The sequence below is a fragment of the Bradyrhizobium sp. 40 genome (genome assembly GCF_023100925.1).
Lineage (GTDB): Bacteria > Pseudomonadota > Alphaproteobacteria > Rhizobiales > Xanthobacteraceae > Bradyrhizobium.
Genome location: NZ_CP064688.1, coordinates 2,633,851 through 2,654,974, shown reverse-complemented (window position 1 = coordinate 2,654,974; position 21,124 = coordinate 2,633,851). Strand labels below are relative to the sequence as shown.

The window sequence follows — 21,124 nt, the reverse complement described above, 5'->3', positions numbered from 1 at the left end:
TTACTGTTGAAGCTTACTCGTCCGCCGGCTCCTCGCCGTCGGCGTCACGCTCGGGGCTCCCGGCGAGAATCTGCTCGGCGATCAGGCCGGAGTTCTGGCGGATCGAGGTTTCGATCTTGGCGGTGATGTCGGGGTTGGCCTTCAGGAATGCTTTCGAATTCTCGCGGCCCTGGCCAAGACGCTGGCTGTCATAGGAGAACCATGCGCCGGATTTCTCGACGATGCCGGCCTTGACGCCGAGATCGAGGATCTCGCCCATCTTGGAGACGCCCTCGCCGTACATGATGTCGAACTCGACCTGCTTGAAGGGCGGCGCCAGCTTGTTCTTCACGACCTTGACGCGGGTGGTGTTGCCGACAACCTCGTCGCGCTCCTTGATCGCGCCGATGCGGCGGATGTCGAGACGGATGGAGGCGTAGAATTTCAGCGCGTTGCCGCCGGTGGTGGTCTCCGGCGAGCCGTACATCACACCGATCTTCATGCGGATCTGGTTGATGAAGATCACCATGGTATTGGACTTGTTGATGGACGCCGTCAGCTTGCGCAGCGCCTGGCTCATCAGACGGGCCTGCAGGCCCGGCAGCGCGTCGCCCATCTCGCCCTCGAGCTCGGCTTTCGGCACCAGGGCCGCGACCGAATCGATCACCAGCACGTCGACCGCGCCGGAGCGCACCAGCGTGTCGCAGATTTCCAGCGCCTGCTCGCCGGTGTCCGGCTGGGAGATCAGGAGCTCGTCGATGTTGACGCCCAGCTTGCGCGCATAGACCGGGTCGAGCGCGTGCTCGGCGTCGATGAAGGCGCAGATGCCGCCCTTCTTCTGCCCTTCCGCAACCGTGTGCAGCGCCAGCGTGGTCTTGCCCGAGGATTCCGGCCCGTAGATCTCCACGACGCGCCCCTTCGGCAGGCCGCCGATCCCGAGCGCGATATCGAGCCCCAACGAGCCCGACGAGATCGCCTCGACATCCATCGAACGGTCGTTCTTGCCCAGCTTCATCACCGAGCCCTTGCCGAACTGCCGCTCGATCTGGGAGAGCGCGGCGGCGAGAGCTTTACTCTTGTCCATGGAGGATCCTTCGACGATACGCAGGGCAGTGGTGGACATCGGGTCGTGCTCCTTATGACGAGGATTCGCGTGAGGGACAAACGATTGGCGAGGCGGCGCGGCGATAAAAGCAATGTACCCTATTTGTTCTAGGTTCGCAATATGTTCTTTTGGGAATTTGCACGCTGGCTGACGCGCATCAAAGACGGATGACCCGCGCGCCGTCAGAATTCCGTAATCCTGCGGCACCGAACCTTTCGCGGTCTGCGGCCTTCTCTTGGATGAGACTGCAACTCTGGGACTTCCAATCATGACGGAAAATACGCATCACGATACGAGCCGGCGCACTCCGCTGCTGGAGGCCGCGCGGGAGGAACTGAGGAAGTTCGAGCGCAAGGAAAACGAGTTCCGCAAGAAGGATCGCGAAGAGCGTGCCGCCGAACTCCATCTGCCGCTGGACGCGATCAAGGTTCACTAAGGCCGCGGGGACGAGGGCTTAGGAGCTGACAGGCCGGCTGGCTGGGCAGGCGTTCGCCAGCGGCAACGCGCCAGCGACGAGGCCGGAGCGGCGCCATTGATCTCAAAAAGATCGGCACGGGAATCGGGATTCGGATGGCCGTGGAGGCGAGTCCGAGTCGATATGTATCTAATTAATACCAGTAAACCATTGATTGAACGAGAGAATTTTCCGGCGGGCTACTGTGCATGGGGTTGTTTTCGTGTTTTTGAAAGGCGCGCATGGGCCTTTCCACCCCCAGAGCCGTCTCCCGGCACCCAACACCGCCTACAGCAGAACCAGCAACCCGATGCCGATCACCAGCACGACGAAGCCAGCCGCCGTCGCGGCGGCGAATGACCGCTCTACGTTGTCCATGATGCCACCCCGTTGCCGGTGCGCCACGTTTCCCCCATGGCAGCACCGTCGCTGCGAAATCTCGCCTGCGGTTGTGTCCTGAGTTGTGCGAACGGATGTCGAAATTGGGACCGGTGCAGGGCCAGTCTGCGGCCCGCCGCGCTCCGGCTTTCGCTACCACCGTCAGCCTTGTCAGGCTGTCGTAAGCTGAGCCAGCTAGGTTCGACTGGCTATGGTGTTGCAGCCCAGCACCTCAGCCTCCAATAACCTTTCCCCGCTTGGTTCTTCCAAGCGGGGTTTTTCATTCCGATTTCATTCCGATTTTGATGCCGATTTCCATGCCGGCCGGCCGGTTTGCGAACCGCCCTCCTCTTGCGTCAGCCGCAGCGAGAAAGCGCGGATCGCCGGCGCCGCGAGCAGCACGATCGGCAGCATCGCCGCCCATGCGATCAGCCACGACCCATCCAGTGCGCGAGGAAGTCCAGTGCGTTCCCTGCCGGAAAGCTGGCGATGCCCGCGGCGATCAGCGAGGTCAGTCCGGACTGGATGATTCCGAACACGAAATGAGAATAGCGGCGGGGAATGCCCGGCATGACGCGCCCATGTTGTTGACCGTGATCAGGCCAAGCAAGGCACATGCCGCCGCGGTCCGGAAGGTGCCCTTACCCATCCCAGGAACTCTGTTCTTGGTCGGAGAACCACGGGCATGAGGTCTCGCGCCGCCGCGCGTGGCCGGCGTCTTTCGACATCCGATTTCGAATGTTTCGGAGCGCCTGCGTGTGCGAGATAGCCGTGAGCTATCCGGGGCTTACCGACAGATTTGGCTTTCCCTGGAATATTATGCCGCCCAGCATGTTCTCAGTGATGGAAGTGAATCGTGGGAGAAGGCCATGAATCACAGGGGCGTCGAGTTCACCGTCGCCAAGACGGCACTTCCCGGCATCTGGCAGTCCCGGCATCTGGCAGTGGCAGTTCCGGATCGGCGAGCAGATCAAGACCGGCCGAACCGAGACCAAGATCGATCTGTTGGCGATCCGGCGGGTGCAGCTGCGCATCGATCGGGAGCTGAAGGCGATCGGGCGCAAAACCGCCTGAGCGGCAGGCTACGGCAGGACCGAGATCGGCGGCGGGCTGGCGCGCCCCGGCGCGCCGCAGCCGTCATGGCCTATAGGACGCAGCGGCGCCCATGGGGCTATTCCGTAGCCGACCGGAATTGATCTGCCGACGGTTTGGGATTGGACTGCCCGCGATTATGGCCGTGGGGACGGAGCCATCAGGCGCGATCGGTGCGAACCATGCCGCTCTACTTCTTTCGAATCCGGAACGGCAGCTATTCCGGCTGTGCCGACCAGGCGTCGGAATTTGCCGATCGCGATCTGGCCTGGAAGGAGATGACCAGCGTCTGCGCCGACATGGCTGCCGGCATCGCCCGCAAGCTCCAGGAAAATTCCGAATGGAATATGGAGCTGCTGGACGAGGCCAAGGAGCCCGTGTTCCGGATCCGCATCACATCGGAAACCTTCGAATAGGGGCCAAGCCTAATCCGCGCTGGGCAGCCGCCGCATCGTGAATTCGATGTCGCCGCCGGGCAGCTCGCGCCAGGTCTCGACCGCGCTCATATAGCCGGCCTTGGGGTAGCGGGTGAAGAAAGCCTGCGCCCTCTCCCGTGCCGCCGCGCGTGGCAGCGTGAAGGTTTCGCGCAGATAGCCGTCGCCGGCCCTCGCGCCGGGCTTGCCGCCCATCTTGCGCCGGCGCGCCATCCGCTCGGCGAGATCTCGCGGACGATCGGCCATATCCCGCCTCCTTTACGCAATACGCTCTCGCGCAATGTAGGAAGCGGGCCGGCCGAAATGGAGTCCCGGCCGGAGGCATCAGCCGCCTCCGATCGGACAGAAGGTCAATTGGCAGTCGTGCCGGACTTCTTCTTCGGCGCACCGGTCGCGGCCGACGCCTTTGGCGCCGCCGCCTGCTTCGGCGGGTCGGAGCGCATGCCGCCCCAGGGATCGTTGGAGGCCTTGGAATCCGGAATCTTCTTCAGCGTTTCCTTGTAGGCCTTGTCACGCTCGGCTTCCGCGGCCTTCTCCTCAGGGGTCTTGCCCGGACCGTCCTGCAGCAAATTGAGATTGGGCATTTGCGCAGAGGCCGGTCCCGCCAGCACGGTCGGTCCCGCCAGAACAGCCAGCACCGCGGCCATACGGAAAAGCTTCATCATCGACTCCTTGATCATCCATGGCGGCGCGGGTCGCCCGCGCCTTGTCACCCCTGGCACAACCGCAGGGGCTGCTCGGCCCGCTAGAGCCGGTCCGATTTGCACGATTTCGGCGCGTGGAGCCAGTCGTCCCAGATCGGGCCGCACTTGGTGCACCCGTTCAGCAACAGGCCGAGCCCGGCCAGACAAAACACGAGGACATACCGACGCAACATCACCCACCCATACCCACTCCGTGGCATCATACCGGGCGAAGTCAGGCATTTTCAAGCCGACGGGACCCGCGGCAGTCCGGGTGACTTTGCCGCGCCGGTCCGCTCGGAATGCCGAACATCCGGCAACACGGAGGAAACGACAGCAATGCCATCGCAGCCAGAAGCCGAGTTCGGCATCACTGAAGCCAGACGCATCCTCGGCGAGGTCTTTGCGCCCTGGGTCCAGGATCTCAACCTGTCGGTCGAGCGCATCGAGCACATGCCGCCGCCGGACGTGCCGGACTGGCAGCCGGCAGCGCTCTTGCGCATGCCGTTCTCGGAGCGCCTGTGCCGCAACGGCGGCGTGGTCTGCGGCCAGGCGCTGATGGCGCTCGCCGATACCGCCATGGTGATTGCGAACCTCGCCGCCAACCGCGGCTATCGCCCGATGACGACGGTCGACCAGACCACGCATTTCATGCGCGCAGTCTCCTCGTCGGACGTGCTGGCCGACGCCCGCGTGGTCCGACTCGGGCGCACCATGAGCTTTGGCCGGGTCACGCTGCTCTCGGCCACCGACAACAAGCCGGTGGCGATGGTGTCGAGCGCGTTCGCGATGCTGCAGGGGTGAGCATCAAAGAAGAAAGCCGCGTGAGCGCACAGCGCACCGCGGCTCTCGATAGCGTCGTGTCGAGGCAGGAAACGCGATCGCGCGTCGCGCCGTCACGCGGGAGAGGTCACTTGCCGAGCACTTCGTCAGCCGCCGTGACGATGCTGACGTTCGGATTCTTTCCGCAATAGCTGCCGAACTGCTTGGCGTTCTCGACGAACACGTCGGTGTCGATGATCGCGTTCTCTTCATCGCCCTTGTACCAGCCGTCCATCCAGGTCAGCACCATCTTGATGGTGTCGTCGCCGCTCTCCAGGAACTGCTTGCAGCTCATGGTCGCGAGATCGAGCTTGGCGGCATGGGCGGGCACGGACGACAGCGAGAGCGCTGCGGCGAACAGAAGCGAAAGCGTGGTCTTCATCAATATCTCCATCGGCGCGTAGCGCCACAAAGGAACGGCTTGGGGGAAAATCCGCGGAGTGACTTCCGCTTCGACGTCGTAAACGAAATCTGAAGCGCTGTGCAAGTAGCGCCAGTATTGAGTTTAGTTCAACGTAATTTCTATGCACTACTTCACAAATAACATTATGGATTAACGCGGATGATCGAGAAGCGTGCAGCGCAGCGTTACCGTGTTTTCAAGGGTGGAACGATCGCCTTTGAAAATTGCGGCATCACGTGCACGGTGCGAAACATGTCGGCGAACGGCGCCGCAATCGACCTCGATGCCCTCGTCACAGTGCCGCAATCGTTCACGCTCGCGATCGCGCGCGACAATTTCGTGCGCAAATGCCGCCCCGTCTGGCGCAGCGAGAGGCGCATCGGCGTCGCTTTCGTACAGTAGTGCATACGGTGTGAATGATCATTCGCATCACATCCACAACACGATGATGATTGCTTGATGCGACGGCGGCGGCTCGCGCAGACTCACATGGGCTTGCCGGTGTCGCGGTCGAGCACGACGACGTAACCTCGCCTGGCCAGCAGGCTTGCCATGGGCCAGCCGTTTGCCGCCCGATGCTTGGCTGCGGTGACGATGCGAGGAGCGTGATGAGAGCGGCCAAATAGCAGGAGCGGGTCGCCAGCGCCCGCCTCAGCTATTTCGGCTTCTTGGCAGGTTCAGGCGGACGCGCCCCGCTCCACGGATCGTACTTCTCCTTGGACTCGGGAATGCGCTCGAGTGCGGCCTTGTAGGCCTTCTCGTCGACCTTAGGCTTGTTGTCCGCCTTCTGGCCGCCCTCGTTAGGCTGACGCCTGCCGCCGCCCATCTGCGCCTGCGCGGAGGCAACCGCCAGCGCCAGCACCGCGGCCGCTATGATCAAAATCCTCATGGACGCAATCCCCTCGTCTGGCGCACAAACTAGCCGGCAATTATGGAATAGCCAATGCTGCGGGCTCCAAGGGCCTGAGGAAATCTTGGCTTCGGGAAATGCTGGCTTCAGCAAATCTTGATCGGCCGGGTCTTCGTCGGATCGCATTCGTGCCTATTTTGGCCCGCAGGGGACCTTCACGGATGTTGCGGATCATTATTCATGCCGCGCTGCTGGCCAGCGCGCTCGCGCTCGGGGCCTGCGGCTTTGCGGACAGCCGCGCACCGGTGCCCGAGTTCATGCGCATGAAGGAGGCCGAGCAGCTTCCGCCCGAAGCGCCCCCTGACGTCAAGCGCGTCGTGCGCGAGCAGATCGAATTCGTCTTCCTCAGCACGTCCTATCCGCGTGAGGTGCATGTCGCCACGCCTCATCGTGAGGTGCGGGGACCGGGCTGGACAGCTTGCGTCCGCGCCCAGCTCACCTCGGCGACCGGCTCGCCGCTCGGCCCACAGACCTACATCGTGACCATATCGGGCGGAAAGGTAATCGATCGCCGCCGCGCCGAAGCGGACGACATCTGCGGATCGGAAAGCTACGAACCGATCTAGGAACAAATCACGCCGACAAGCGATCCGGTTCCGGGAAAAACCTGTAGTTCTGCCGGAACGATCGCCGCCTCCCCTTCTTGTTACCGCCGAGGGCAGTTTCGAGGAGGACATGATGAGGACATTCACGATTGCGTTGCTGGCTGGCGTCGGAGCCTTGGCAGCGGTGAGCGGCGCGAAGGCCGCCGACGTCTACACGACCAGCGAATACACCAGCCCCGATCTCGTCCAGGAAGTGCGGCTGATCTGCGACGATTCCGGCAATTGCTATCGCACCCGCGGCGGCTCGCGCGTGATCGTGCGCGACTCCTACGCGACCATGCCGCGCGACCGTTACTACGAGCGCCGCACCTATCGTGACTGGGACGATGGTCCGCGCGGAGGCGTCGGCATCCGCGCGCCCGGCGTCAGTGTTGGCGTCGGTGTCGGCGATCGCTGGTAGTCGATGAAGCCATGACAGGCAGGACCGGACGAGACAACTCGCCCGGTCCTGCCCATGTCAGGTTTCGAGCGGATCTGCCGGCGTGACGACACGCGTTGCCGACGGAAGCTGCGCGATGAAGCGGGCGAGCACCATGCCAGCACACATCGCGGCGACGAAAATGAATGCGGACGCCGAGCCAAATCCGAGCGCGGTCAACGCCGGGCCTGGACAAAAGCCTACAAGGCCCCAGCCGATACCGAAGATGGCGGGACCGGCGATAATTCTCGGATCGATATCTTTTCGCGTTGGGACATAGAAGCGATCGGCGAAGGCAGGCCGCGCCAGTTTCAAGACGCGGCCGAAGCCGATGAAGGTCACCGCGATCGCACCGGCCATCACGAAAGCGAGGCTTGCATCCCAAGTTCCTGCCGGGATGCCGCCAACGTCCAGGAAATTCAGGACCTTTGCCGGGTTCGACATACCTGAGACGATGAGGCCAAGGCCAAAGACCACACCGATCCCGAATTGAATGAGGATTGTCATCGCGGTCAGCTCCAGTGGCGCATCACGAAGACGGTCGCCATGCCGGCCGCCATGAAGGTCATGGTCGCGACCAGCGATCGCACCGACAACCGCGACAAGCCACAGACGCCGTGGCCGGAGGTGCAACCGCTACCCCACACCGCGCCAAAACCGGTGAGCAGTCCCGCGACAATCAGAAGCGGCGTTCCGGCGGCGATCGTTTGCGCCGGCAGGCTTCCGGTGACAAGGCGCACCAGGACGGGCGCGATGACGAGGCCCGCGACGAAGGCGAGCCGGCCGGCGAATTGCCGATCCTCGTAAGGCGGAAACAGCCGCGCCGCGATTCCGCTGACTCCCGCGATTCGCCCCGTCGTCCACATCAGCAGCACGGCGGACAGGCCGATCAACGCGCCGCCAAAGAGCGACGCAATCGGCGTAAAAGGTGTGACGACCATGATGATCCTCTGGGTCGAGAGCAATTCTGTCGTATCCATCGGAACATCCGGCGGATGCTCAACGAGACGTTAATATTACCACTCGAATTGAAGCGGCGTCCCAACGGTATTTTCCAATCTTTGCGCTAAGCATGGCCTCCTGAACGGGGACGACGGGACGTGGTCGACATCGCGCACCAGGCTGCGATCAATCCGGCATCGGCAAAGCCTGCCGCGGCGGCGCGCGCGCGCGTCCCGCTTGCGGCGATCGAAGCCGGCCAGTGGCGCGCACTCGCGCAGCGCGCGATCGAGCCTAACGGATATTACCTGCCGGGCTGGGAGCTCGCTGTCAGTGCAACCGCGCGCGGCCGCACCGATGCCTCGGCGCTTCCCGCATACGATGGATCGCGGTTGGTCGGGCTTATGCCGGTGATCTCGCTCTGGCGGGCATGGAAGATCCCCCTGCCCGCGCTGGTGAGCGCCCATCCCTACGGCACGCTGTGCAGCCCGCTGATCGACCGCGATGCCCCGACCGAGGCAGCGACGCGCCTGTTGCAGCAGGCCCGCGCGACCGGAGCGCATGCGCTCGTGCTGAACGATGTCGCGCTCGATGGGGCGGCAATGACCGTCCTCAATCAGGTTCTGAATCGCCACGGCCTGAAGCCGCGCCTCCTGAACTCCTACATCCGCGCCAGCCTGGACGCGACGCTGGACGGTGAGACGCTGCTACGCGACGCGCTCGGCACCAAAAAGCTCAAGGAGCTGCGCCGCCAACGGCATCGTCTCGAAGACCACGGCACCGTCTTGTTCGAGGTCGCGCACAGCCCCGACGAGATCGGGCCGGCGCTCGAAACATTCCTGCAGCTCGAAGCCAGTGGCTGGAAGGGCAAGCGCGGAACCGCGCTGGTCCAGCATGCCGGCGATGCAACCTTCATCCGCCGCGCCGTTCCCGCGCTGGCAGAAACCGCGCAATGCGAGATCATCACCCTTCGCGCCGGCGCCACGCCGGTGGCCGCCGGCATCGTGCTGCGCCATCAGGATCGCGCCTTCTTCTTCAAGCTCGGTATCGACGAGCGCTTTGCCAGATATTCGCCGGGCGTGCAGCTCACGCTCGAGCTCACCCGCCGCCTTTGCGCCGATCCGGCCATCGCCAGCGCGGATTCCACCGCGAGCGCCGATCACCCCATGATCAACCCGATCTGGCGCGGGCGCTTCGCCGTCGGCGACGTGCTGATACCGTTGCGGCGGAACGATCCGATCGTGGCGCTCGTTCACGGAGCGCTCGCGGCGCACGGCATCGCCTACACGGCGGCGCGCCGCGCAGTTCGCCTGCTTCGTAAATAGGATAACTCCTACTCCGCCGCCTGGGCGTTGATCTCCGCCGAGACCTCGCGGATGGCGCGCGCGAGCATGTTGGGATCCTGCGCGCCGGAGACGGCGTATTTTTGCGCGAACACGTAGGTCGGCACGCCGGAGATGCCCTTGTCGGCGGCCTCCTGCGCATCCGCCGATACGCGCGCAACGTCCTCGTCGGTTACAAGGCGCTTGCGCACGTCGTCGGCATCGAGGCCGACATCGGCAGCCGCCTTTACAAGCACGTTCAAATCGGTGAGGTCGCCGCCGTCGCGGAAATACAGCTCCATCAGGCGCTGCTTCATCTCGGGCGCCTTGCCGATCGCCACGGCCCAGAGGATCAGGCGGTGGCAGTCGGTGGTGTTGGGCTGACGCGCGACAAGCTCGGGCCGATAGACGAGCCCCTCTTCGCCCGCGGCCGCAACGACGCGTCCCGCAATGCCCTTATAGGCCTCGACCGAGCCGAACTTCTTGGTGAGATACTCCTCCCGGCTGATGCCCTCGGACGGCACCCAGGGATTGAGGAAGAAGGGACGGAAATTGAGCTTGACCGGAACGTCGGGCACCAGCGCCAGCGCACTCTCGATCCGGTGCTTGCCGATATAGCACCAGGGGCACACCACGTCGGAAACGACGTCGATCTGGAGCGGCTTTAGGGTGCTCATGAGCGCCTCCTTCGGGCGTTGCGGGTTGCGCCCAAAGATAAGCCGAACCCGTTCCAAGGCAAGGCCGCTAGCTCATGGCTGCTGCCATTTGTCGGAGCCGCTCGGCAGTGCGCTCGTCGGCCGGGAAGAAGGTTTCCAGAGCCAGCTCCGACAGCGTGATGTCGACGGGCGTACCGAACACCATGGTGGTGGAGAAGAAACTGAGTATCTCCCCGTCGTGGCGCAGCTTGAAGGGGATCGCGACATTGTCGCTCGACAGCGGCGCCGCGCGCGCCGGGATCCGATAACTCTTCAGGTCGTTGTACAGCTTGATCAGCTCGGGATCGGCCGTCGCCTCGCATTGCCGGTGCAACCGCTCCAGGAGATGCCCGCACCATTCCGCGAGATTGACCGTGCGCGGCGCCAGCGCCTCCGGATGGAAGGCGAGCCGCAGCACGTTGAACGGTTGGCCGAGCAGTCGCTGCGGAATGCCGGCGAGCAGCGGCGCCAGCATGCGGTTGGCGGAGACCAGATTCCAGTGCCGGTCATAAGCCAGCGCCGGATTCGGCTCGTGCGCCCTGAGGACGAGGTCGATCGCCTGGCGAGCTGATTTCAAGGCGGGATCCTCCAGCGGGCGCTGCGGAAAGGCCGGGGCATAGCCGGCGGCGACCAGCAGCACGTTGCGTTCGCGCAATGGCACGTCGAGACGTTCGGCGAGTCTGAGCACCATGTCGCGCGAGGGTGCGGCGCGGCCGGTCTCGACGAAGCTCAAATGCCGCGCCGAGATTTCGGCCTCGCCGGCGAGATCGAGCTGGCTCATGCGGCGGCGCTGCCGCCATTCGCGCAAATGGTCGCCGATATGGATTGGCTGGCTGCGTTCGGCCTGTGCCGTGGATGCATGTGCGTTCATGGTCGAAAACCTAGCACGCAGATTTCGGCCCTTCCATTACGTCGGAGGTAATCGAATTGGTCCGCGGGCCGGCGCATCTTGGGTCGCAACAGGAGACGACCATGATCGCACTGCTGCTCTACCGGACCGTCACAGACCAGCTAGTTCCCTGGGCCATGGCGCTCGCAACCCGGATGCTGGCGCGCAGCCTCAACATGCCCGAGCCGCTGGTGCATTCGACTGGCGACTACGTCGTCGCGCAGGTCACGGCCTTCGAGCACAGCGTCGGCAGGAGCCTCTGCCCGTTCCGCCTCGCCCGCCTGCTTCGGGCCTGGTGGCGCGGATTGCACTGAGTTTCACCTTGAGCCCACCCCAACCATGGAGACCCACGATGATCGACGCATCCACCTTCCTTCGCCGCGCGCTCCTTGCCGACGCGATCTTCAGCGGCGTCGCCGCTCTCGGCTTCACGTTCGGCGCCAGCGCGTTCGCGTCGCTGTTCAACCTGCCTGAAGCGCTGCTGCGCGAGACCGGCCTGTTCCTGATCGCCTACACGGCACTCGTCGGCTGGCTCGCCTCACGCGCCTCCGTGGCAAAGCCGCTCGTGCTGCTGGTCGTCGTCGGCAACGCGGCCTGGACGGTCGGCAGCATTGCGCTGCTGCTCTCGGGCGCGGTGTCGCCGAACCTTGCCGGCGAGCTCATGGTCGTGGCACAGGCGATCGCGACCGGCGTGTTTGCCGAACTGCAATATGTGGGATTGCGCAGGAGCGGGAGTGTGATGGCTGCCTGAGGCCACATCACTCGCTGTCGTCGCCCGGCTTGATCGGGCGACCCAGTATTCCAGAGGCAGTCGTCGCATACGGAAAGGCCGCGGCGTACTGGATGCCCCCGCTTTCGCGGGGCATGACAGTTGTGCGAGAAGCTCGAACTCAGGCTACGCCCGCGCGCGGCCGTTCGCCTTGCCAACAGCGACGCCGTTGAGCTTCTTCTTTTTGGCGGCCTTCGCACCCGCCTTCTGCGCTTTGCGCTCCGTGCGCGCCTTCACCTTGGCGCGCTCGGCCCGCGCCTCGGCGCGCAGCTTCTTGCGCTTCTTCTCGCAAGATTCGCACTTGCAGCCGATCGGCTTCAGGTAGGCTTTGAAATAATCGGTGCCGTAGTCGTAATTGATCTCGTCGCCCGGCTCGATGTTCTTGATGGCGCGGATGAAGACCTTGCGCTCGCGCGGCCGGACGTCGGATTCGGCGTTGGGCCGGCACGAATGGTTGATGTAGCGCGCGAGGTTCTTGCGCACCGAGCCGTCGATGGTCCAGCGGCCGTTGAGCTCGAACAGGTATTTGTTCTCGATGTCGTCGTGCTCGGGAATCCGGGAGTCCAGGATCGGTCCGTAATAACGGATGATCCGGGTGCCCTTCTTGATCGGCTTGGTGGCGAAGAGGCCGAGCCCGGTTTTCGAGCGGCCGACGCGATAAGGTTTGTTGGACGAGGTGGCTGGCATGATCACGAAAAACGAGGACGCGAACGAGGCTGAAAGAGCCCAAGCGAAGCCGCTCTTCTAGAACGATTCCGCGCCGCTGTCAGGTGTCTGTCGACCCTGTTTGAACCTTGCCCACAATCAAGACGTCTGATGGTACGGAGTTCCCGCTCGACCAAAGGCATCGTCATGTTCCGCATCACCACCGCAGCTCTGGCCATATTGCTCCTGGTCATGTTGCTGATGTGCAGCGGTCTCGGCCGCGCCGACGCCCAATCCGTGGGCAGCCAATATACCTCGACGGCCCCGAAGGATTGCCGCCAGATCGGCAAGCCCAGCGAGCTCGACGGCAGCACCACGCGGGTCTGCAAGGGCAAGGATGGCCTCGTGGTCCTGATCGCCGAGGATGATCTTCGCGAGGTCGTCTCCGTCGGCCGCAATCGCAAGGCCGCGGCCGAGGAACCGGCGGCAAAAGTCTGGTTTGCTCCGTTCAACTCGTCCGAAACCACCGTCGAATGGCTCATCGCGGGGGCCAAGCCGTTTGCGATGATCCAGCGCTGGCACATCGCCGATGGCACCGATCCCGACAAGCAGGGGCGGCCGAACACCAAGGCCATGCTCATCGTGACCCGGCTGCCACCCGGCCCCGTCTGCCACGTCGCCTATGTCGACGCGATCGCCAACCGGAACGCCAATGAGCTGGCGCGCAAGGCGGCAGACGAGTTCGCCCGCAGCTTCATCTGCGGCAAGGACGAGGTGAAGATCATCGGCGCGCGCGGCCGCGCGGTCGAACTCGCGACGATGCGCTAGGCTTTCGTCTTGGTCCGCATCTTGGCGCGGTGGTAGCGCGCCAGCAGGCGCTCACCTTTCGCGGCGATGCGCCGCGCCGCCGCCACCGTCTTCGGAACCGGCTCGCCCCAGGCATGCGCCGACAAGGCGTGCCGGGTCGACCGGCCGTTGGCGTCGACGAGGGGCGGCAGCTTGGCGCGACCATAGAAACGGACGGCCCAGCTTCCCTTGCGCCGCATCTCCTGCGGTGTCATCTCGGATGCCGTCTTGGTGACGCCCGGCCGCAGATGTGCGCCTTGCTTGCGCGCGAAAGCCTTGCGGCCCGCGGCGGTCAAGCCGCCCCGCGGATCCTTTTCGGGTGGGGATGCGCGGCGCTTGCGCGACGTCGTTGCAGCTTTCTTCTTTGCAGACTTTTTCCTTGCGGCCTTCTTTGTAACCTTGCGCTTGGGCGTCTTCTTGGCGGATTTTTTCTTCGAAGCTTTCGCCTTGGACGGTTTCTTCGCTGCCATGCGCATGTTGTCTACGAGGTTGGGATAGCTGCGCCCGGCGCGGCGAGCACGCGCCTTGGCCGCCGATTTCTGCGCAGGCGTGAGATGCTTGGACGCCTTGCCGGCGCGCTTGCGCGGGTTTGATCGTTTCCAGGGGGCACGGGATGATTTTGCCATGCGGCGTCAACGCCTCATCACGGCTGGGGTTGCGTCCCGAGCGAATCAGGGACCCGGCGGCTTCCCCGTCACGGGCGACATCAGCATCGCCTCGAGCAGGCGTTCGGGAGTCGTGCCCTCGGGCAGGCGCCCCAGAATATCCTCCAGCCGCCCATCGAGCAGCAGCATGGTAAAACCGTGCACCATCGACCAGGCGCGCGCGATCGCGGCGCCCTGATTGAGCGTCAGCGCGTCGCCGCGGATCTGTTCCTGCCGCATCATGCCGACGGCATTGGCAAGCCCCGCGAAGGACGCCTCGGCGGCCTCGTGCAGCGACGGCCTGGAATAGTCGAGGCGCTCGGTGCGGAACATGATGCCGTACATGCCAGGATGAGCCTGGGCATAGGCGACATAGGCTTTCGGCCGCGCCAGCGCGCGCTCGCGCGGGGTGGTGGCGCTGTCAGAGGACGAGGCCATCGCCGCATTGAACTGGCGGAAGCCGACTGCCGCGAGCTCACTGAGAAGCCCGGTGAGGTCGCCGAAATGATGGGTGGGCGCCGCATGCGAGACCCCCGCTTCGCGCGCCACCGCGCGCAATGTCAGGCCGGCGAGCCCGTCCCGCTCCAGCACCCGTTCGGCGGCCTGGAGCAGCGCCTCGCGCAGCGCGCCGTGATGATAGGGCGCCTCGGACTTGACGCTCGCCGGTTGTCGCGCGGGACGCGCCGGCGCGCTCGCCTTTTTTGAGGTGCGCGCACCGCGCGCGGTTTCTGTCCTGATTTCGCTCTTGCCCATCGGCCAGCTATAGGACGCCATATTGACAGTGTAAAGATTTCGCTTGACCAAGCCCTCTCACATGGCTATTTCATCTTTACGATGTAAAGATAAGGAGGGATACGCCGTGCAGCAGGACGCCGTTGCCGAACGCCGCCACAACCTCGGTCCGATCCCGTTCGAGGCCGACGCGCCCTTCCTGAAAATCATCGGTGAATTGCCGCGCGACCTGAACGGCACGCTCTATCGCAACGGCCCCAATCCGCAGTTCGACTCGCCCGGCGCGCACTGGTTCGTCGGCGACGGCATGCTGCACGCATTTCATCTCGACAATGGCCGCGCCAGTTATCGCAACCGCTGGATCCGCACGCCGAAATGGCTGGCCGAGCACGATGCCGGCCGCGCGCTGTTCGGCGGCTTCGGCCGCAAGCTGCCAGATGCGCCGCAAAACCTCACTGACGGCGGTGTCGCCAACACCAACATCATCTTCCATGCCGGCAAGCTGCTTGCGCTGGAAGAAGCGCATCTGCCCACCGAGATCGAGCCGGGCACGCTCGCAACGCGCGGCTATCACAATTATCACGCCCGCGTTGCCGGCAGCTTCACGGCGCATCCCAAGATCGATCCCGTCACGGGCGAGCTGGTGTTCTTCGGCTACAACGCCGCGGGACCCCTGACGCCCACCCTCTCCTACGGCTCGATCGATGCGTCCGGCAAGGCGACGCGCTTCGAACGCTTCGAGGCGCCCTATGCCAGCATGGTGCACGACTTCATCGTCACCGAGAACCACGTGCTGTTTCCGATCCTGCCCCTCACCGGCAGCATAGAGCGCGCGATGAGCGGACGGCCTCCCTACGCCTGGGAGCCGGACAAGGGCGCCTATGTTGGCGTGATCAAGCGCAAGGGCAGCGCGAAGGACATCGTCTGGTTCCGCGCTGAAGCCTGCTACGTCTTCCACGTCATGAATGCGTGGGAGGACGGTGACCGCATCATCGCCGACGTCATGCAATTCGGGGAAGCGCCGCTGTTTCCGCATCCCGATGGTCGGCCGACCGACCCGGAGAAGTCGCGCGCCCGGCATTGCCGCTGGACGTTCGATCTCTCAGGCGACACCGACCGCTTTCAGCAGACCTATCTCGACGATCTCACCGGCGAGTTCCCGCGCATCGACGACCGCCGCGCCGGATTGAGGAGCCGTCACGGCTGGTACGCCTGCGCCAATCCAAAGCTGCCGATGTTCGGCGCGCTATCCGGCGTCGTTCACGTCGACGGCAATGGCAAGCGCCTCGGCCATTATCTGCTGCCGGCCGGCGACACCATCTCCGAACCGGTGTTCGTCGAGCGGTCGAAAGATGCGGCGGAAGGCGATGGCTGGCTGGTGGCGGTGGTCTGGCGCGCGCGGGAGAACCGCAGCGACCTCGCCGTGTTCAATGCCGGAGATGTCGAGACCGGCCCCGTCGCGCTGGTGCAGCTCGGCCATCGCGTGCCCGACGGTTTTCACGGCAATTGGGTCGGCGCGCGCTAGCTCCTCTCGACATCGCTGATGTCACCAAAAGGTCTCTCATGCATATGCCCTCGATCGCCGCGGACCGCCTCGCTGTCCTGATCCTGTTCCTGATCTGCGCCGGGATCACGCTCCAGATGATCCGGCCGCGGCGGAGCGGCCAAATCGTCTTCAACGGGGGTATCCTGCTCGCCTTCGTCCTCTCGACCGCCTGTGCGTTACCTGTGCTGTCGCACCTGCCCTGGGCCGGCGTCATCGACGAAATGACCGACCAAGCCGTTGCAGCAATTCAGTTTTTTGGAAGTCGCTTACGTCATTTTGACACTGTAAAGATTTTGCTTGACCCCGGCTCGTTCCTGACCTATTGATCTTTACATCGTAAAGATAAAGACTGACCGAGGCGAACCATGGCGATCTTCCTGATCCTCGCGCCCTACGGCGCCTTCACTTTCCTGATGCTGATGACCTCGGCCACGATCAGCGTCTTCGTAGCCTCGGCAATCTGTCTCGCGACCGTCGCGATCGATGTCGTGCGCGGCCGCTCGGTGAAGATCCTGGCTATGGGCTCGGCGCTGCTGTTCGCCGCAATCGGCCTCCACCTCGCGCTGTTCAACCCGGCGCTCGGCACACTCGGTGTCAAGCTGTCGGTCGACATCGGCATCTTCGTCATCTCGCTCGGCTCGATGCTGGTCCGCCGTCCCTTCACGCTGCAATACGCGCTCGAATCCGTGCCGGCCGAGATCGCGGCAATGCCCGGCTTCCACTATGCCAACTACGTCATCACCGGCGCATGGACCGCGGCTGCACTGCTGATGGCGGCCGCCAATCTCGTGCTGCTCTACGTCCCCGGCCTGCCGCTCTGGTCGAGCCTTGCGGTCGCCTTCGCCGCCCGCAACAGCGCGATCTATTTCACAAAATGGTATCCCGAATATCGGCAGATCAAGTACGGTGCGCCGACCAGCGCACTGCCCCACACTCGCTGAACAGGATCGACGATGAAGGACGTATTCGCCCGCCTCGCCTCCGACCTCTTCTCCGCCATCGTCTTCCTGGTCATCTATCTCGTTACCGACAACGTCGTCCTGGCAACGTCGGTGGCGATTGCCGGGGCGATCGCGCAGGTGATCTACGCGCGCGTCAAGGGGCAGCAGCTCAATTACATGACCTATGCGAGCGTCGCGCTCGTCGTCGTGCTGGGCACCGTCACGCTGCTGACCAACGATCCCCGCTTCATGCTCGCAAAGCCCTCGATCGCGCATTTCGCGATCGGTGCCATCATGCTCAAGCGCGGCTGGATGCTGCGCTACATGCCATCGATCGTCGTCGAGACCGTTCCGGAGTACGTGACGGCAGCGGGTTATGCCTGGGCCGCGCTGATGTTCGTGATCGGTGCCGGCATGATCGCCGTCGCCTCCACAGGCGATCTGAAGCTGTGGGCGTTCTACATCACCGTGGTCGCGGGCGGCGCCAAGATCGTCGCCTTCGCCGTGCAATATGTCGTGCTCCGTCTCATCGTCACCAGCCGACGGCGCGCCGCCGCCCGCGCCTAAATGCCTCCAACGGAGCGTTAGGCGCGGGCGGCGAGTTGCGCTATACGCTCGGCCGGGACTGGTCCGCGGATCGTCGCGGTCCGCCGGGATCTTGGGAGACGCGAATGGCCGTCGACGGCAACTGGACTCTGACCCTGACGACACCCATGGGGGAGCGTAAGGCGACGCTGAGCCTGACGGCTGCCGGCGGCACGCTCACGGGGACGCAGGGTGCGGAAGGCGATACAGCCGAGATTTTCGACGGCACCGTCAGCGGCGATGCCGTCAACTGGAAGGTCTCGATCACCAATCCGATGCCGTTGACGCTCGAATTCATCGGAACCGTCTCCGGCGACAGCATGAGCGGTGAGATGGGCATCGGCCCGATGGGCAGCTTCCCGTTCACCGGCACGCGCGCGTAAGCCGCGCGGCAACCGTGCGCGCGCTCGGTTTCATCGCGGCGACGATCCTGTGTGTCGCGACCCAAGCGGCGCGCGCGGACGATGCCGAACCGGCGTGGCGGGCTAGCGCGCTCGCCATGCTACCGGCAGGCCATGTCGCCGGCACGGCCTATCGAACCGAAGGTTCGACGGGCTACCTCGCCGTCTATCCGGCCCCATCGAACGATCCGAAGTCACCTGCAAGCGTGTTCGTCGCGCGCCAGGCTCTCGTGGTCGCGCTGACGCCGGATGCGACGCGCGCAGTCTCGGCCGAATTGAAGCCGCGTAGCGGGCCGGATCCTGACAACGACGACACTGAGTTCGCAAAGCTGCACGCCGATCTCGCCGCCAGGCGCTCAACGCTTCCCGACGGCACCGAGCCCTGTGATTTCGGCGCATGGTCCGTCGACAAGGATCCTGACGGCCTCAACGTGCGTGCTGAACCATCGATCAAGGCGCGTGTGCTCGGCACGCTTCCGCCGCCTTACCGGCTCAAGCTCGGCGGCAGCGAGAACACGCCCGATGGCGGCTGGCTCACTGAATTCCGCATCATCGGCTTCAAGAACGGCTGGTTTCTGATCGAAGGCGCCAAGCCGCCGGGCAAGGACTACGAGGACGACAAGAAATATCCGCGCAGCGCACCAAAGCCCTATGCCGGACGCGGCTGGGTCGCCTCCAACAAGGTCGGCGCGTCCTACGCCAATGGCGCGACACGCATGGGCGGTCTGTTCCAGGCGCCCTTCGTCGATGCGAAATGGATGCCGGCCCAGCGCGAGCTCGGCGGCCCGATCGACACCGACGGCGGACCGAAGCACATCTTTGCTTGCAGCGGCCTCTGGGGCCTTGTCGAGAGCCAGGACGGCGTCCGCGGCTGGTGGCGCGGGCTGTGCTCCAACCAAGTCACGAATTGCAGCTAGCACGCTGAGGCATCCGCATCGTCATGGCCGGGCTTGTCCCGGCCATCCACGTCTTCCTCGCCGCACCAAGAACGTGGATGCCCGGGACAAGCCCGGGCATGACGATCGTGATGGGGGGCATGCACAATTACTCGCACGCAGGTGCGAGTGAGGCAGCTAACCCAGATTCAACTCCTTGAAGAAGTCGTTGCCCTTGTCGTCGATGATGATGAACGCCGGGAAGTCGACGACCTCGATGCGCCAGATCGCTTCCATGCCGAGCTCGGGATATTCGAGCACCTCGACCTTCTTGATGCAGTGCTCGGCAAGGTTCGCCGCGGCACCGCCGATCGAGCCGAGATAGAAGCCGCCATATTTCTTGCAAGCCTCACGCACGGCCGCCGCCCGGTTGCCCTTAGCCACCATCACCATCGAGCCGCCGGCGGCCTGGAACTGATCGACGAAGGAATCCATACGGCCCGCAGTGGTGGGGCCGAACGCACCGGAGGCGTAGCCCTCGGGCGTCTTGGCCGGGCCCGCGTAATAGACCGGATGGTTCTTGAAATAGTCCGGCAGCGGCTCGCCCTGGTCGAGCCGCTCGCGCAGCTTGGCATGCGCGGAATCGCGCGCGACGATCATGGTGCCGGTCATCGAGACCCGCGTCTTGGTCGGGTACTTCGAGAACGTGGCAAGGATATCCTTCATCGGCTGATTAAGGTCGATCTTGACGACCTCGCCGCCGAGCGACTGCTCGACCTCAGGCAGATACTGCGCCGGGTTGTGCTCGAGCTCTTCGAGATAGACGCCGTCCTTGGTGATCTTGCCGAGCACCTGGCGATCGGCCGAGCAGGACACGCCCAGCCCGATCGGCAGCGAGGCACCGTGACGCGGCATGCGGATCACGCGCACGTCGTGGCAGAAATATTTTCCGCCGAACTGCGCGCCGACGCCGAGCGACTGCGTCATCTTCAGGATTTCCTGCTCCATCTCGAGATCGCGAAACGCGTTGCCGTCGGGCGAGCCGTGGGTCGGCAGCGCGTCGAGATAGCGAGCCGACGCCAGCTTCACCGTCTTCATGCAGAGCTCGGCCGAGGTGCCGCCGATCACGATCGCGAGGTGATAAGGCGGGCACGCCGCAGTGCCCAGCGTCAACACTTTCTCCTTGAGGAAGGCGAGCAGCCGGTCCTTGGTCAGCACCGAAGGCGTCGCCTGGAACAGAAAACTCTTGTTGGCGCTGCCGCCGCCCTTCGCCATGAACATGAACTTGTAGGCGTCATCACCTTCGGCGTAGATCTCGCACTGCGCCGGCATGTTGTTGGCGGTGTTCTTCTCCTCGTACATCGACAAGGGCGCGACCTGCGAGTAGCGCAGATTGCGGCGCAGGTAAGCATCGCGCGCGCCTTCCGACAGCGCCGCCTCGTCGTCACCGTCGGTGATGACGTTGCAGCCCTTCTTGCCCATGATGATCGCGGTGCCGGTGTCCTGGCACATCGGCAGCACGCCGCCGGCGGCGATGTTGGCGTTCTTGAGAAAGTCCAGCGCGACGAACTTGTCGTTCGGGCTCGCCTCGCCGTCCTCCAGGATCGCGCGGAGCTGCTTCAGATGACCCGGCCGCAGATAGTGGTTGATGTCGCCAAAGGCGGCTTCCGACAGGTCCCGCAGCGCCTCGCGCGACACCACCAGCATGTCTTTCCCCAGGACCTTCTCAACCCGCACGCCCTCGGCCGTGATCTTCTTGTAGGGCGTCTCGTCCTTGCCCAGCGGAAACAGCGGCGTGTGCTTGTAGGGCGGAACGGGCTTTGCGGGGTCGGGGAAGGCGGTGGGAGCGTTCATGGGCTGGAATCTCGGGGTTTTGGAGCCCTCGCATGGGCCCCTTTCATAGAAGCGTTCTAAGCTTTTTTGCCGCAAAGGGAAGGCGCTCTGGTGCGGTCGGGGCATCCGGATTCGGCGGCTGGCCGCGGACACCAGGCCCTCATGATGCCAGTGAAGAC

At 64.3% G+C, this 21,124-nt stretch carries 28 protein-coding genes and 3 pseudogenes; 17 read left to right on the top strand and 14 right to left on the bottom strand.

Annotated features, from left to right (window positions below; translation table 11 throughout):
* Window positions 1-13: 13 nt before the first annotated feature.
* Window positions 14-1,102, bottom strand: coding sequence for a recombinase RecA (gene recA, locus IVB40_RS12665; RefSeq protein ID WP_027567639.1), 1,089 nt, complete (start codon window positions 1,100-1,102; stop codon window positions 14-16).
* A gap of 250 nt (window positions 1,103-1,352) precedes the next feature.
* On the opposite strand from recA, the gene IVB40_RS12660 reads away from it, so the two are divergent.
* Window positions 1,353-1,520 (top strand): hypothetical protein, encoded by a 168-nt coding sequence (locus IVB40_RS12660; protein WP_247362507.1) that lies wholly within the window; start codon window positions 1,353-1,355, stop codon window positions 1,518-1,520.
* A 687-nt stretch (window positions 1,521-2,207) separates the two neighbouring features.
* Here IVB40_RS12660 and IVB40_RS12655 read toward each other — a convergent pair.
* Window positions 2,208-2,488 (bottom strand): annotated as a pseudogene (locus IVB40_RS12655) (DUF2798 domain-containing protein).
* Between the two features lie 297 nt (window positions 2,489-2,785).
* On the opposite strand from IVB40_RS12655, the pseudogene IVB40_RS12650 reads away from it, so the two are divergent.
* A pseudogene (locus tag IVB40_RS12650) lies at window positions 2,786-2,990 on the top strand (hypothetical protein).
* A gap of 200 nt (window positions 2,991-3,190) precedes the next feature.
* Entirely contained in the window at window positions 3,191-3,424 is a 234-nt protein-coding gene (locus tag IVB40_RS12645; RefSeq protein WP_027518878.1) for a hypothetical protein, read from the top strand.
* A gap of 9 nt (window positions 3,425-3,433) precedes the next feature.
* Here the strand turns inward: IVB40_RS12645 and IVB40_RS12640 are convergent, their stop codons facing one another.
* Both IVB40_RS12640 and IVB40_RS12635 read right to left on the bottom strand, forming a co-directional pair.
* Window positions 3,434-3,688: a hypothetical protein gene (locus IVB40_RS12640; RefSeq protein WP_027567636.1), complete on the bottom strand. Its 255-nt coding sequence runs from the start codon at window positions 3,686-3,688 to the stop codon at window positions 3,434-3,436.
* A gap of 104 nt (window positions 3,689-3,792) precedes the next feature.
* Complete coding sequence (locus IVB40_RS12635; protein WP_027567635.1) at window positions 3,793-4,104, bottom strand: hypothetical protein; 312 nt, start codon at window positions 4,102-4,104, stop codon at window positions 3,793-3,795.
* A gap of 360 nt (window positions 4,105-4,464) precedes the next feature.
* Here IVB40_RS12635 and IVB40_RS12630 point away from each other — a divergent pair, with 360 nt between their 5' ends.
* Entirely contained in the window at window positions 4,465-4,929 is a 465-nt protein-coding gene (locus IVB40_RS12630) for a PaaI family thioesterase (protein ID WP_247818967.1), read from the top strand.
* 106 nt (window positions 4,930-5,035) lie between these two features.
* Here IVB40_RS12630 and IVB40_RS12625 read toward each other — a convergent pair whose 3' ends face one another.
* Window positions 5,036-5,329, bottom strand: coding sequence for an HdeA/HdeB family chaperone (locus tag IVB40_RS12625; protein ID WP_247818966.1), 294 nt, complete (start codon window positions 5,327-5,329; stop codon window positions 5,036-5,038).
* Between the two features lie 180 nt (window positions 5,330-5,509).
* Here IVB40_RS12625 and IVB40_RS12620 point away from each other — a divergent pair, with 180 nt between their 5' ends.
* A complete protein-coding gene (locus IVB40_RS12620; RefSeq protein WP_247818965.1) occupies window positions 5,510-5,752 on the top strand; it encodes a PilZ domain-containing protein in 243 nt (80 codons plus the stop codon).
* Window positions 5,753-6,005: 253 nt separating this feature from the next.
* Here IVB40_RS12620 and IVB40_RS12615 read toward each other — a convergent pair whose 3' ends face one another.
* Window positions 6,006-6,239, bottom strand: coding sequence for a hypothetical protein (locus IVB40_RS12615; RefSeq protein WP_247400416.1), 234 nt, complete (start codon window positions 6,237-6,239; stop codon window positions 6,006-6,008).
* A gap of 182 nt (window positions 6,240-6,421) precedes the next feature.
* Between IVB40_RS12615 and IVB40_RS12610 the strand changes: the two genes are divergently transcribed.
* Both IVB40_RS12610 and IVB40_RS12605 read left to right on the top strand, forming a co-directional pair.
* The gene (locus IVB40_RS12610; RefSeq protein ID WP_247818964.1) at window positions 6,422-6,826 is read left to right on the top strand and encodes a hypothetical protein; all 405 of its coding nucleotides are present in this window, start codon (window positions 6,422-6,424) and stop codon (window positions 6,824-6,826) included.
* A 109-nt stretch (window positions 6,827-6,935) separates the two neighbouring features.
* Entirely contained in the window at window positions 6,936-7,265 is a 330-nt protein-coding gene (locus IVB40_RS12605; RefSeq protein ID WP_247818963.1) for a hypothetical protein, read from the top strand.
* A gap of 57 nt (window positions 7,266-7,322) precedes the next feature.
* On the opposite strand, the gene IVB40_RS12600 is transcribed toward IVB40_RS12605, so the two are convergent.
* Together IVB40_RS12600 and IVB40_RS12595 are read right to left on the bottom strand one after the other, a co-directional pair.
* Window positions 7,323-7,790 carry a DUF6691 family protein gene (locus IVB40_RS12600; RefSeq protein ID WP_247400418.1) on the bottom strand — a complete coding sequence of 156 codons (468 nt, stop codon included), beginning with the start codon at window positions 7,788-7,790 and terminating at the stop codon, window positions 7,323-7,325.
* 5 nt (window positions 7,791-7,795) lie between these two features.
* Entirely contained in the window at window positions 7,796-8,224 is a 429-nt protein-coding gene (locus tag IVB40_RS12595) for a YeeE/YedE family protein (protein WP_247400545.1), read from the bottom strand.
* A 159-nt stretch (window positions 8,225-8,383) separates the two neighbouring features.
* Here IVB40_RS12595 and IVB40_RS12590 point away from each other — a divergent pair, with 159 nt between their 5' ends.
* Window positions 8,384-9,547 (top strand): GNAT family N-acetyltransferase, encoded by a 1,164-nt coding sequence (locus IVB40_RS12590; RefSeq protein ID WP_247818962.1) that lies wholly within the window; start codon window positions 8,384-8,386, stop codon window positions 9,545-9,547.
* A gap of 8 nt (window positions 9,548-9,555) precedes the next feature.
* Here IVB40_RS12590 and IVB40_RS12585 read toward each other — a convergent pair whose 3' ends face one another.
* Both IVB40_RS12585 and IVB40_RS12580 read right to left on the bottom strand, forming a co-directional pair.
* Window positions 9,556-10,221, bottom strand: coding sequence for a DsbA family oxidoreductase (locus tag IVB40_RS12585; RefSeq protein WP_247818961.1), 666 nt, complete (start codon window positions 10,219-10,221; stop codon window positions 9,556-9,558).
* A gap of 67 nt (window positions 10,222-10,288) precedes the next feature.
* A complete protein-coding gene (locus IVB40_RS12580; protein WP_027567624.1) occupies window positions 10,289-11,110 on the bottom strand; it encodes a helix-turn-helix transcriptional regulator in 822 nt (273 codons plus the stop codon).
* Between the two features lie 101 nt (window positions 11,111-11,211).
* On the opposite strand from IVB40_RS12580, the gene IVB40_RS12575 reads away from it, so the two are divergent.
* Window positions 11,212-11,442 (top strand): hypothetical protein, encoded by a 231-nt coding sequence (locus IVB40_RS12575; protein WP_026233166.1) that lies wholly within the window; start codon window positions 11,212-11,214, stop codon window positions 11,440-11,442.
* A gap of 38 nt (window positions 11,443-11,480) precedes the next feature.
* On the top strand, window positions 11,481-11,879 hold the full coding sequence (locus IVB40_RS12570) for a hypothetical protein (protein ID WP_247818960.1): 399 nt from the start codon (window positions 11,481-11,483) through the stop codon (window positions 11,877-11,879).
* A gap of 144 nt (window positions 11,880-12,023) precedes the next feature.
* On the opposite strand, the gene IVB40_RS12565 is transcribed toward IVB40_RS12570, so the two are convergent.
* Window positions 12,024-12,584, bottom strand: coding sequence for an SET domain-containing protein (locus IVB40_RS12565; RefSeq protein ID WP_027567622.1), 561 nt, complete (start codon window positions 12,582-12,584; stop codon window positions 12,024-12,026).
* Window positions 12,585-12,749: 165 nt separating this feature from the next.
* Between IVB40_RS12565 and IVB40_RS12560 the strand changes: the two genes are divergently transcribed.
* Window positions 12,750-13,370 (top strand): hypothetical protein, encoded by a 621-nt coding sequence (locus tag IVB40_RS12560; protein WP_247819527.1) that lies wholly within the window; start codon window positions 12,750-12,752, stop codon window positions 13,368-13,370.
* Here the strand turns inward: IVB40_RS12560 and IVB40_RS12555 are convergent.
* Together IVB40_RS12555 and IVB40_RS12550 are read right to left on the bottom strand one after the other, a co-directional pair.
* Window positions 13,367-14,014 carry a DUF6321 domain-containing protein gene (locus IVB40_RS12555; RefSeq protein ID WP_247818958.1) on the bottom strand — a complete coding sequence of 216 codons (648 nt, stop codon included), beginning with the start codon at window positions 14,012-14,014 and terminating at the stop codon, window positions 13,367-13,369. The genes IVB40_RS12560 and IVB40_RS12555 overlap by 4 nt on opposite strands.
* Before the next feature lie 45 nt (window positions 14,015-14,059).
* The gene (locus IVB40_RS12550) at window positions 14,060-14,785 is read right to left on the bottom strand and encodes a TetR-like C-terminal domain-containing protein (protein ID WP_247819526.1); all 726 of its coding nucleotides are present in this window, start codon (window positions 14,783-14,785) and stop codon (window positions 14,060-14,062) included.
* A 106-nt stretch (window positions 14,786-14,891) separates the two neighbouring features.
* On the opposite strand from IVB40_RS12550, the gene IVB40_RS12545 reads away from it, so the two are divergent.
* The 6 genes and pseudogenes from IVB40_RS12545 (at window position 14,892) to IVB40_RS12520 (ending at window position 19,154) form a co-directional block, all read left to right on the top strand.
* Window positions 14,892-16,289, top strand: a complete 1,398-nt coding sequence (locus IVB40_RS12545; protein ID WP_247818956.1) for a carotenoid oxygenase family protein — start codon at window positions 14,892-14,894, stop codon at window positions 16,287-16,289.
* 38 nt (window positions 16,290-16,327) lie between these two features.
* Window positions 16,328-16,598 (top strand): annotated as a pseudogene (locus tag IVB40_RS12540) (hypothetical protein).
* 77 nt (window positions 16,599-16,675) lie between these two features.
* Window positions 16,676-17,251: a hypothetical protein gene (locus IVB40_RS12535; protein ID WP_247818955.1), complete on the top strand. Its 576-nt coding sequence runs from the start codon at window positions 16,676-16,678 to the stop codon at window positions 17,249-17,251.
* Between the two features lie 12 nt (window positions 17,252-17,263).
* On the top strand, window positions 17,264-17,818 hold the full coding sequence (locus tag IVB40_RS12530) for a septation protein IspZ (RefSeq protein ID WP_027567616.1): 555 nt from the start codon (window positions 17,264-17,266) through the stop codon (window positions 17,816-17,818).
* A gap of 104 nt (window positions 17,819-17,922) precedes the next feature.
* The gene (locus IVB40_RS12525) at window positions 17,923-18,219 is read left to right on the top strand and encodes a hypothetical protein (protein ID WP_007602176.1); all 297 of its coding nucleotides are present in this window, start codon (window positions 17,923-17,925) and stop codon (window positions 18,217-18,219) included.
* A 14-nt stretch (window positions 18,220-18,233) separates the two neighbouring features.
* Complete coding sequence (locus IVB40_RS12520; protein ID WP_247818954.1) at window positions 18,234-19,154, top strand: SH3 domain-containing protein; 921 nt, start codon at window positions 18,234-18,236, stop codon at window positions 19,152-19,154.
* A 156-nt stretch (window positions 19,155-19,310) separates the two neighbouring features.
* Here IVB40_RS12520 and IVB40_RS12515 read toward each other — a convergent pair whose 3' ends face one another.
* Entirely contained in the window at window positions 19,311-20,966 is a 1,656-nt protein-coding gene (locus IVB40_RS12515; protein ID WP_027567613.1) for a fumarate hydratase, read from the bottom strand.
* Window positions 20,967-21,124: the final 158 nt, after the last annotated feature.

Excerpts from the sequence above, each read along its gene's own strand:
- IVB40_RS12515 (WP_027567613.1), bottom strand. The coding sequence starts at position 20,966 with ATGAACGCTCCCACCGCCTTCCCCGACCCCGCAAAGCCCGTTCCGCCC.
- IVB40_RS12605 (WP_247818963.1), top strand. The coding sequence starts at position 6,936 with ATGATGAGGACATTCACGATTGCGTTGCTGGCTGGCGTCGGAGCCTTG.
- IVB40_RS12640 (WP_027567636.1), bottom strand. The coding sequence starts at position 3,688 with ATGGCCGATCGTCCGCGAGATCTCGCCGAGCGGATGGCGCGCCGGCGC.
- IVB40_RS12525 (WP_007602176.1), top strand. The coding sequence starts at position 17,923 with ATGGCCGTCGACGGCAACTGGACTCTGACCCTGACGACACCCATGGGG.
- IVB40_RS12625 (WP_247818966.1), bottom strand. The coding sequence starts at position 5,329 with ATGAAGACCACGCTTTCGCTTCTGTTCGCCGCAGCGCTCTCGCTGTCG.
- IVB40_RS12570 (WP_247818960.1), top strand. The coding sequence starts at position 11,481 with ATGATCGACGCATCCACCTTCCTTCGCCGCGCGCTCCTTGCCGACGCG.
- recA (WP_027567639.1), bottom strand. The coding sequence starts at position 1,102 with ATGTCCACCACTGCCCTGCGTATCGTCGAAGGATCCTCCATGGACAAG.
- IVB40_RS12560 (WP_247819527.1), top strand. The coding sequence starts at position 12,750 with ATGTTCCGCATCACCACCGCAGCTCTGGCCATATTGCTCCTGGTCATG.
- IVB40_RS12620 (WP_247818965.1), top strand. The coding sequence starts at position 5,510 with ATGATCGAGAAGCGTGCAGCGCAGCGTTACCGTGTTTTCAAGGGTGGA.
- IVB40_RS12600 (WP_247400418.1), bottom strand. The coding sequence starts at position 7,790 with ATGACAATCCTCATTCAATTCGGGATCGGTGTGGTCTTTGGCCTTGGC.
- IVB40_RS12565 (WP_027567622.1), bottom strand. The coding sequence starts at position 12,584 with ATGCCAGCCACCTCGTCCAACAAACCTTATCGCGTCGGCCGCTCGAAA.
- IVB40_RS12630 (WP_247818967.1), top strand. The coding sequence starts at position 4,465 with ATGCCATCGCAGCCAGAAGCCGAGTTCGGCATCACTGAAGCCAGACGC.
- IVB40_RS12595 (WP_247400545.1), bottom strand. The coding sequence starts at position 8,224 with ATGGTCGTCACACCTTTTACGCCGATTGCGTCGCTCTTTGGCGGCGCG.
- IVB40_RS12555 (WP_247818958.1), bottom strand. The coding sequence starts at position 14,014 with ATGGCAAAATCATCCCGTGCCCCCTGGAAACGATCAAACCCGCGCAAG.
- IVB40_RS12575 (WP_026233166.1), top strand. The coding sequence starts at position 11,212 with ATGATCGCACTGCTGCTCTACCGGACCGTCACAGACCAGCTAGTTCCC.
- IVB40_RS12660 (WP_247362507.1), top strand. The coding sequence starts at position 1,353 with ATGACGGAAAATACGCATCACGATACGAGCCGGCGCACTCCGCTGCTG.
- IVB40_RS12645 (WP_027518878.1), top strand. The coding sequence starts at position 3,191 with ATGCCGCTCTACTTCTTTCGAATCCGGAACGGCAGCTATTCCGGCTGT.
- IVB40_RS12615 (WP_247400416.1), bottom strand. The coding sequence starts at position 6,239 with ATGAGGATTTTGATCATAGCGGCCGCGGTGCTGGCGCTGGCGGTTGCC.
- IVB40_RS12535 (WP_247818955.1), top strand. The coding sequence starts at position 16,676 with ATGGCGATCTTCCTGATCCTCGCGCCCTACGGCGCCTTCACTTTCCTG.
- IVB40_RS12530 (WP_027567616.1), top strand. The coding sequence starts at position 17,264 with ATGAAGGACGTATTCGCCCGCCTCGCCTCCGACCTCTTCTCCGCCATC.
- IVB40_RS12550 (WP_247819526.1), bottom strand. The coding sequence starts at position 14,785 with ATGGGCAAGAGCGAAATCAGGACAGAAACCGCGCGCGGTGCGCGCACC.
- IVB40_RS12635 (WP_027567635.1), bottom strand. The coding sequence starts at position 4,104 with ATGAAGCTTTTCCGTATGGCCGCGGTGCTGGCTGTTCTGGCGGGACCG.
- IVB40_RS12585 (WP_247818961.1), bottom strand. The coding sequence starts at position 10,221 with ATGAGCACCCTAAAGCCGCTCCAGATCGACGTCGTTTCCGACGTGGTG.
- IVB40_RS12580 (WP_027567624.1), bottom strand. The coding sequence starts at position 11,110 with ATGAACGCACATGCATCCACGGCACAGGCCGAACGCAGCCAGCCAATC.
- IVB40_RS12610 (WP_247818964.1), top strand. The coding sequence starts at position 6,422 with ATGTTGCGGATCATTATTCATGCCGCGCTGCTGGCCAGCGCGCTCGCG.